Here is a 10,006-nt window from a genome sequence, read left to right on the forward strand (position 1 = left end):
CTCTTCTTGTTCTTGACATAATTCTGCTAATTTAAGGTTTTTAATCCTATCTTAATTTAAAGCAAAAAATTGTACGTTTTTTGGGGAGCAGCATAAAAAAAAGTATAAGATGTCGATGCTATTTACTAGTTATTATACAGTTTAAAAAACCAAAATATGATAGATTTAAAAAAAGAGGATGTTGAAGTTTTAGATTTCATACTAGAAAAAATATCTCACGAAAACACATATTTGAGCTGTGATGATTTATCAAAATTTGGTAATGGAAATCTTTCCGAATTTTCAGAATTGGAATTTGAAAGAATGATGTTCATACTTAATGAATTTAAAGTTTGTAATTGTATATTTAATAAAGATGCCAATAGTATTTATGCGAACTCAAAAACATCCTATTTTATAAAGGAAGGTGGTTTTAAAAAATTATACGACGAATCTGTCATAGAAAAGCAACATTCAAAAGTTATAAGAGCAAAAGAGCTTAACGATGCTAAATTATCTAAATGGCAAGTAAAATATTTTTGGTACATATTTGTATTTGGTTTATTAGGTGGTATTTATAGTACTGTTGAAATTATAAAAAGTTTAACCACATCAGAAAACGTAAAAGAAAAACAAGTAACCAAAGAAGAAATGGAATTGGAATTATCCAAACTGCGTACTTTAATTTTAAACCAAAAAAAGGACAATTCTTTAATTCCTGCCAATTCTCAAAAAGGTAAATAATATCTTTGAACATAATGTAATTTAATTAAAAACAGTTTATATAAATAGCGGTGGAAACTCGAAATTGACAAGAAAACCGAAGGGCCAACCGCCGTTTTGAGCTAGTGTGTGATTTAGTGGAATTACCGTTTATAATAACATTTACTTTTATCGAAAAATACTCGTTTTCAAAAGTTCACAACCTCGCTAAATGGCATAACGTTGGTATTAATTCTACAAAAAAACCGAAAATATTATGGCACACAAATGTTTCATTTCCTTTAAAACTCAAGACAAAGATTACAAAACCTATATTCATGATAATCTTGATGTTGATATGATTGATAAATCATTACATGAACCAATCAACTCGGATGACGAGGATTATATTATGAGAAAAATTCGTGAAAATTACTTGTCTGATTCCACAGTAACTATTTTTTTAATTGGTTCTAATTCCGCCGAAAATTCATTTTTACAAAATCAAACATTTATAAAGCGAGAATTACAAGCGTCATTATATAACGGAGTAAATAACACAAAAAATGGTGTATTAGGTGTTGTAATCCCGTCAATGACTAATTCAATATATTTAGGAACTAATAATTGTCTAACTTGTGGAAGTTCACATAAAATTGTTAAAATTGATGACGTAACAATAATAAAAGAATTTTCTTATAATTATTACGTACCAAATAACAAATGCTCTTGGAATGAAGATGATAGATATTGTGTTTTAACGACATGGGAAGAATTTTGTGCTACTCCAAATTATTATATTGACCAAGCTTTTAATAAAAGAACTCACGCAATATCTGCGTTTACCAAAGTAAAACCATAATGAAAGATAAAGATTTTCCAAATTTTTTTCGAGCAGGAGATAAAGCTTCACTTGTGGCACAATCGACATATGTTAACTATGTTAAATGGGATTTATCATTAATGATTATTGCCTCGGCTTTAACAATATATAATTATCAAGAAGCTAATAGTAAAACAATTATTTATGTAATTTCAGGAATATTACTTTTGATTGCCACAATTCTTTCTTTAGTAATAAAGAATAAACAATATGAAGATATTTGGTACCGAGGACGAGCATTAGCCGAATCTTGCAAAACTCTAACTTGGAGATATATTACTTGCTCTGAATATTTTGAGAATGATTTGAATTCATCAGAAGCTAAAAAAAGATTTAGAGAAAGAATCACAGAAGTTAAAAATGAGTTTTCAGATTTAAACAAAGAATTAAGTGCCAAACTACTTGCTCTTCCAATTATTTCGGAAGAGATGAACGTTATTAGAGAGTATTCACTTGAAATGAGAAAACAGTATTATTTAAAGCATAGAATTAATAATCAAATAGACTGGTATCAAAACAAAGCAGATAAAAGTAAAAGCAAATATGAAGGATGGTTTTGGGCAGTAATTATTGCCCAAATTTTAGGTTTAATTTCCATAGGTTATTTAATTAAATTTCCTAATTGTTCGTTCAATTTTGTTGGTCTTTTTTCCACTTTATCAGCAAGTTTTTTCAGTTGGTTACAGTTAAAGAAATATCAGGAAAATAAAGAAGCTTATACAACTGCAACATCTGAACTAAACTTAATTAAACAAGTAGGAGAAGAAATAAATTCAGAAGAATCATTTTCTAAATTTGTTTTAGATTCTGAAAATGCAATGTCAAGAGAACATACAATGTGGTTAGCCCAAAAACGAAAATAACTACTGCTAACAGACCGGTGGGCTTGCAAAGCCAACAATGAAGCAGTTGTTGAACAGGACTGAATATCACTAAAAGTAGGTATTGTGGCTATAGCTTGTAAAGCGTTTATTTAGAAGCTAGGATAAATAGCATGCGTTATGGTGAAACTTTAAAAAAAGTGATGCTTCTGGATGTTATAGACAAGTTGTGCGATATGCTAAGTGAACCGCTTAAAAATAACGAATAAATTATGATTGTAGAATTTTTAGGTCAAGGATTATACGATGAAGAAATCGAAACTGCGGGGAATCATATTTGTTCTGCGTTAAATAATGATTTTTTTAATGAGATAACATTTTTTGTAGCATTTTTAAGAAAAACAGGTTTATCTCAAATCTTAAAATTTTTAAAAAAAGCAAAAGCAGAAAGTAAAAACATAACTTTTTTTGTAGGTATCGACCAAAAGGTTACTTCAAAACAAGCGCTTGAAAAACTACTTGAGCTTAATATTCCTTGTTACATTTATAATACAGAAAACTATATTTATCATCCAAAAATATATTTATTTGAAGGAAAAGATAAAAATAGAATTATTATAGGCTCATCAAATTTTACAAATAATGGATTATTTAATAATGTTGAAGCGTCAGTTTTATTAGATTTCACAACCCAAGACAAAAGTGGAATGAAGGTTCTCAATCAATTAAAAAATTACTTTAATCCATTATTAGAATACACTGAACCAAATCTTTATAATGTTAAGCAAGAATATATTGATGAACTTTACGAGAAAGGTTTATTATCAAATGAAGATTTTGAAGGAGAAAATGTAAACCATAATTTAAATAAAGTTTATGACAAAACTAAAAAATTTAAAAAACCTAGTTCTGTAGAACTTGGTAATATCGATATTAAAGATAACAGACCTTTAATAGACTATAAGAAACAAGAATTAAAAATCACAGATACTTACCTTGAAAAATGGGAATATTTATTTCAAAAAATGAAAGCTTACAGAGAAAAGTATAACTGTGTAACCGTAGCTAAAGAATATGAAGACCGAACTTTATATGGTTGGTATCAAAAACAAAAGCTATTATATAATCATTCCACAATCGAAATGCCTAAAGAGCATATCAATAAGCTTTTAGGGATAGATTTCTATTTTGGTGATGGACATATTTTAAGACAGGAAACAATTAAAAAATCTTGGCTAGAAATATTAAAAGAAGCTATAGATAATGGAGAAGATATTAAAGCTAATCATAGATATATTTATAAAGAATATACATTAGGAACGTGGTTAACAGGCGTTGCATCTCAAAACAGAAAAGGAAAAAAACTTGAAGTAAGAAAGGAAATTGAAAATTTAGGCTTTGATTTTTCAAAAACAGGTAGAAATACAAAAGATGTTTTTTCAAGATTAATAGAAGCATTAAGTAAAGAAAATCCAGATAAAAAAGATTGGAGAACTCGAATTTACAAGCATGTTTTAAAACAGGATAGATTTACAGAAGAAATGAAAAAAGAAATTGAAGAATATTGGGAACTTCAATTTTCAGAAAAATTAGTTTGGGGGAAAATGCACGAAAAATATATCGATAAAACAGATGAATGGAAATTACACCGAAAGAAACAAGGTCAATGGTATCCAATAAAATCAGAAAACGGAGAGTTCCACTACCTACATTCTTGGACAAAAAGAAGGTTTAAGAGTATAAGGTCTTGGAAAGAAATAATTCATAAATTTAACGAAACCGAATTAGAAGAATTAAGAAAATGCGGATTTCCAGTATAAAATCACAGTCGCACAACACTGGTTTAGCATGATGGGAAATTTAGTGGAAATGCCGTTTTTTAATCATATTTTCGTTCAGTTGAAAAATAAGTGATTACCAAACACAAGCCATTTCAAAGCATTGAGTCGTTATATGCCATTTTAAAAGACAACAATACCAACAATTCAAAAATAAAAATATGATAAGACAACTTGCCATTTTAACCACAATTTTCCTGACAACACTTCACTTATTTGGACAGACTACAGACTTTGTAAAAAGCGACAGCATTATTTATCCTATTCACAAAGCAAACGTTGGTAAAATTACTTTCATGGGGCAGAGTGTTGTTCTTGAAAATTTTAAACAATCTGACTTTCTTACATCATTTGAACTTAAAGAAAAAACCGACCTTAGTATTAGAGTTTTTTTGGGCAACTCATTGACAAATTATCTTCATTTACTTGCGCCACAATTATCTGCTGAAGAACTTACTAAAAATGGAAATTATCAATTTACATTCGTTATTGATACCAAAAAGATTTATGTTGAAAATCTTAATGTAGGTGCGGGTAGTTCTGACAGTAAAAATCAAAGAACGGTTTTTAGAGTTCCGTTAATAAGTTCAGCTAATGAAGATTCATGGGGCAGATTTCTTTGGAATAGATTTCTAGCCAACGGAGGACAAGACGCATTTACAAAGGGAGGACATCTTCTTAAAATTGAAATTAGACCGTACCTAAATCAGACCGAAATAGTAACAGGTAGTATTATTGCCGAAGGACAAATAAAAATCATAGTTCCAGAAATAAAAATTAATGAAGAATTGGTTAAAGTCCAGACTATAAAGCCACTTAAAGACTGGCAAATTTCATCAGTGAAAATTGACATCTCAAAAATTGAGGAACTGAATCGTAAAATAGAAACGCAAACGTTTAGGAATATTACAAGTGTTGTCGTAATAAAAAATGGGCAGCTAATAATTGAAGAATATTTTAACGGAGCAAATAGAAATACACTTCACGACACACGGTCAGTTGGAAAGTCATTTGCATCTACTCTTTTGGGTATTGCAATCAACGATAATTACATAAAAAGCGAAACACAAACCTTAAAAGAATTTTACAACCTAAAGACCTTCCAAAACTATTCATTATTAAAAGATAGTATTTCTTTAAAAGATTTACTAACAATGAGTTCAGATTTTGATGGTTCCGATATGATTACTGAATCACCTGGGCATGAAGAAAAAATGTATCCTACAAATAATTGGGTTGACTTTGCATTAAATCTTCCTATTGATCAAGCAAAAGTAACAAACAAGCGGTGGGATTATTTTACAGCTGGTGTTGTAGTTTTGGGCGACATTATACATAAATCTGTTCCCGATGGTTTGCAGAAATATGCTGATAAAAACCTGTTTCAGCCTCTCGGCATTACAAATTATAAATGGCAGTTCACACCTCAAAAAGTGGCCAATACAGCAGGTAGTTTAAAATTGCGTTCGTTGGATTATGCGAAGTTTGGACAGTTATACAAAAATCAAGGTGCTTGGAATGGAAAACAAATTCTATCCCAAAACTGGATAGAAAAAAGTTTATCACACCAGATGACAATATCAAAAGACGAGTATTATGGTTATCTATTTTGGAATAAAACATACAAAGTAAATGATGTTGACTATGAAGTTTACTATTCGAGTGGTAATGGTGGTAATCGAATTTTTATTTTCAAAGACCAGCCTATTGTAATTGTAATTACTTCTACAGCATATAATACACCTCAAGCGCACAAACAAGTTGACAAGATTATGCAAGGTTATTTAATACCAGCAGTATCGCAAGGACAAGAAAAATAGCAAATGAACGTCTAGACTTCGTTGGACTTTCAAAGCCAGTAATGAACCTGTATTGAATGGAACTGGAGGCGGTTTACTTACTGGATCGTATTGTTAGACTGGTAGAGTGAGTAGTGTTTTATGAAGCGGTTTTTTGTATTACAAATCAAGTATATTTACCAACTCGCAACGCAGTTTGAGAAACTTTGAAGTTTTTAAAACTAACTGACTATAACGGTGATTTTAAATATACAGCATGTCAAAACTAAAAAGTATTAGAGAATTAAAGAATCTGACTCAAGAAGAATTATCAGATAAATCAGGTATTTCCGCACGAACGATACAGCGGATTGAATCAGGAAGAGATCCCAAAGGTTACACTCTTCGGGTTTTGGCTAAAGTGTTAGAAGTACAAGAAAGCGAATTAGTCACCCAACAAACGAAAGCAGAAAACATCATTGTTGAAGAAAACGAACCACTGAAAGAAGGTATTTCTATTAACTATTCTTATCTTAAATTAATCAATCTTTCAACAATTCCATTTACAGTAATTCCGCTATTAAACATTCTCGTGCCTTTAATACTTATGCTGGTACTGAAACAAAAAAATGCCTTAACAAAACAACTCATTTCTGTTCAAATACTTTGGACAATTGTTGCGCCTATATTATTTATGTTAGGCATTTTTTTGAAACTTGGAAACAAGTTTACTCTACTACTTATAATACTAATAGTTTTCTCCAATGTATTCATTATCCTTCGCAATGCAATAGAAATAGACAGAAATAAAACTCTTTATTATAAACTGGATTTCAATTTGATATGAAATTTGTCGGGAATTTGTCAGGTTATTGTCGTGGAATTTTTTAGGGTAAAAAAAGTGCTTTTTTGACCTTTGCTGAAAATATAATTACAGCAAAATAAAATTGGTTATGACAAAAAAAATTATCTTAAGCTTCATTATTACCATCATTTTTAGTGCAATCAGCAAAGCACAGATTGACAAAAATTCAGAACTTTACAAAACTATTTTATCCAATGACAGCTTACTGTTTAATGTTGGGTTCAACACTTGCAACATCAAACAGTACGAAAATTTATTAAGCGAAAACTTAAAATTTTATCACGACAAAGACGGAGTTTCTAATAAAACAAAATTTCTTTACGACTTAAAAAATGGACTTTGCAAAAATCCAGGAACTCGTCAAGTAAAGAGAGTTTTAGTAAAAGAAAGTACTGAAATTTTCCCGCTTTACCGGAATGGAATTTTGTATGGGGCTATTCAAAACGGAGAACATTTATTTTACGAAAGTAAAGAAAGCCAACCCGGTTCAGCAAAATTTACTAATGTTTGGACTTTAGAAAATGATGATTGGAAATTAACTAAGTCTTTAAGTTTTGGACATCAAGCATACGAAATACAAAAAACAGAAATTTCAAGTTTTGAAAATGAAAGAGAAATTGATAAATGGCTAAAAGAAAACAATGTACCAACTTTAGGAATTGGAATTATTAATGAAGGCAAACTTCAGCAAATAAAAGTATATGGTGACCATACAAAAGGGACAGCCGCACCTTATAATACCATTTTCAATGTAGCATCTTTAACTAAACCCGTAACTGCAATAATTACTTTAAAGTTGGTCAGTTTGGGCAAATGGGATTTGGATGAACCCATTTATAACTATTGGACTGACTCAGATGTTGCGGATAACCCAAGAAGTAAAAGACTTACAACCAGACATATTTTAAGTCATCAAACGGGATTTCCAAATTGGAGATATTCAACAAAATCAAAAAAGTTGGACTTTCAATTTGAACCAGGGAGTCAGTATCAATATTCTGGCGAAGGATTTCAATATTTGCGAAAGGCCCTAGAAAATAAATTCAATAAAAAATTAAATCAACTAGCCAGCGAATTAATTTTTGAGCATTTGAAAATGACTGATACGCACTATATTTGGAACAATACGATTGACGAAAAACGTGTCGCTATTGGATATGACACTAAAGGAAAGCCATACGAAACAGTTAAAAACAAATCAGCGAATGGAGCAGACGATCTATTGACAACAGTGGAAGACTATGGAAAGTTTTTGGTTAGTGTAATGAACGGTGATGGGCTTTCGGAAAAAGTATTTGACGAGATGGTCACGGCTCAAGTTGCAACTAAAAACGGAAAACATTTCGGACTCGGATTTGAAATTTATAATTTTAAAAATGGAGATTATGCATTATCACAAGGTGGAGCAGACAACGGAGTTCAAACCCTTGTTTTTATATATCCGAAAACAAAAAAAGGACTTATTATCTTCACCAATGTGGATGATGGATACAAAGTGTATGAGAAAATTTTGACCCATTATTGGGGCGAACAAGGAAAAGAAATAGTTGAAATTGAAACGGTAAAATAAAAACTACCCGCAAGAACTAAGAATTCATTGGGCTTGAATGGTAGTGACAGCCAAACGGCAGCTATCGCAAGAGTTAAAGAAGTCTATGTAGTATGAATTTGCAGGTTTGCTATTACTTGGAGAATTGTTTTACAGTAACACGAAAGTGATTTTGAATTCAATTCTTTTGTATGATAAATCAACTATATTTACATAAAATCAAGTTCTAATAAGACGTTTATCGATTTTTAGAAGTACTAGCGGTAGGCGACAAGTAATCAATACCGATAATGAACGACAATAATTTAAAAATTATGCAACATTACAAACAACTATTCTCAATTTTCACTATTCTCTTAGTTCTGACAAATAATACATTTGCTCAAATAAAAAAAATAGAACAAATTGACTCTCTGATGAAATGGTCAAACCAAATTGGGGTTTTTAATGGAAACGTACTTATTTCAAAAAACGATAAAATAATTTATCAAGCTTCATTTGGTTTTACCGATGTAACAAAAAAGAAGAAATTAAATGCTGATTATAGATTTAATATCGGATCTATCACAAAAGAATTTAGTGCGGTAGCTTTAATGCAATTGCAGGAACAAGGGAAATTGCAGTTGGACGATAAGGTCTCTAAATTTATTCCTGAATTACCAAAATGGGCAAATGAAGTAGCAATTAGAGATTTATTACAATATACTAGCGGCATACCTAACGTAAACTGGAAAATTATTAACAATGACAAAGACCTTTTTGATGGTTTAAAGCTAACCGACACTCTTGATTTTAAACCTGGCACAAATTACGATTACAACAACAATAATATTTTTTTAAGGCAATTTATTGTTGAACGATTGACAGGGATGTCCTTTAAAATGTATGCAGAAAAGTTCCTATTTAAACCTTGCAAAATGAATTCGGCTATTTTAACGCCTTTTGAAAATGAAAAAAATATAGCTAAAGGGTTTAATAATAATCTAGTTCAAGATAAAACGGACTTGCCAATAACAGGTGGAACTTACTTAACAACCAGTGATTTGTTAAAATGGATAAATTGCCTTCACTCAAAAAAAATAATTAATAATCAATCGCTTTATGAAATAGGTCAATCATTTGATTTAGGAGAAACTCAATCCCCGCTGGGAAAAGCAAAATATAAGAATAAAAATTTGATTGAGCATTTACACGACGGAAGAGCTGGAAATTATGAAGCCATTTTAGTTTCGGATATTGATGAAAAGTTTACAGTCATTTTGTTAGACAATAATTATAATGGAAAAGTTTTTGAAATATCAGATGCGATCATAGCAATATTGAAAGACCAAAAATTTAGCTTTCCACAAAACATTCATAAATAATATGCCATCTTCTAAAGTGGTTCCGGAGAACTTCTGTATAAGTATTAAATTAAATATCCGGAATTCTAATTAGCCTTTTTGATCATTTTATCATTGTTGCTGTTTAGCATTTTGTTTCTCAAAATCATCATGTCTATGCTGCTCCCCAAAAAACGTACAATTTTTTGCTTTAAATTAAGATAGGATTAAAAACCTTAAATTAGCAGAATTATGTCAAGAACAAGAAG

Annotated in this window: 8 protein-coding genes; all 8 read left to right on the forward strand. The window is 30.4% G+C overall.

Translation table 11 applies throughout. The features are described 5' to 3' along the window. Positions 1–156: 156 nt before the first annotated feature. The 8 genes from BUA03_RS16100 (at position 157) to BUA03_RS16135 (ending at position 9,779) form a co-directional block, all read left to right on the forward strand. Positions 157–723 (forward strand): hypothetical protein, encoded by a 567-nt coding sequence (locus BUA03_RS16100; protein WP_066082218.1) that lies wholly within the window; start codon positions 157–159, stop codon positions 721–723. 235 nt (positions 724–958) lie between these two features. Further along, positions 959–1,543, forward strand: a complete 585-nt coding sequence (locus tag BUA03_RS16105) for a TIR domain-containing protein (protein ID WP_066082216.1) — start codon at positions 959–961, stop codon at positions 1,541–1,543. Beyond that, positions 1,543–2,427 (forward strand): DUF4231 domain-containing protein, encoded by an 885-nt coding sequence (locus BUA03_RS16110; RefSeq protein WP_066082214.1) that lies wholly within the window; start codon positions 1,543–1,545, stop codon positions 2,425–2,427. The genes BUA03_RS16105 and BUA03_RS16110 overlap by 1 nt, the downstream gene beginning before the upstream one ends. A gap of 230 nt (positions 2,428–2,657) precedes the next feature. Beyond that, a complete protein-coding gene (locus tag BUA03_RS16115) occupies positions 2,658–4,205 on the forward strand; it encodes a helicase associated domain-containing protein (RefSeq protein ID WP_066082212.1) in 1,548 nt (515 codons plus the stop codon). Positions 4,206–4,384: 179 nt separating this feature from the next. Continuing rightward, positions 4,385–6,043 (forward strand): serine hydrolase domain-containing protein, encoded by a 1,659-nt coding sequence (locus BUA03_RS16120; RefSeq protein ID WP_066082210.1) that lies wholly within the window; start codon positions 4,385–4,387, stop codon positions 6,041–6,043. 235 nt (positions 6,044–6,278) lie between these two features. Then, positions 6,279–6,848, forward strand: a complete 570-nt coding sequence (locus tag BUA03_RS16125; RefSeq protein ID WP_066082208.1) for a helix-turn-helix domain-containing protein — start codon at positions 6,279–6,281, stop codon at positions 6,846–6,848. A gap of 106 nt (positions 6,849–6,954) precedes the next feature. Beyond that, a complete protein-coding gene (locus tag BUA03_RS16130) occupies positions 6,955–8,436 on the forward strand; it encodes a serine hydrolase domain-containing protein (RefSeq protein WP_066082206.1) in 1,482 nt (493 codons plus the stop codon). Between the two features lie 269 nt (positions 8,437–8,705). Beyond that, positions 8,706–9,779: a serine hydrolase domain-containing protein gene (locus tag BUA03_RS16135; protein ID WP_245792699.1), complete on the forward strand. Its 1,074-nt coding sequence runs from the start codon at positions 8,706–8,708 to the stop codon at positions 9,777–9,779. The last annotated feature ends 227 nt before the right edge of the window (positions 9,780–10,006 follow it).

The sequence above is a fragment of the Flavobacterium fryxellicola genome, from assembly GCF_900143245.1.
GTDB classification, from domain to species: domain Bacteria; phylum Bacteroidota; class Bacteroidia; order Flavobacteriales; family Flavobacteriaceae; genus Flavobacterium; species Flavobacterium fryxellicola.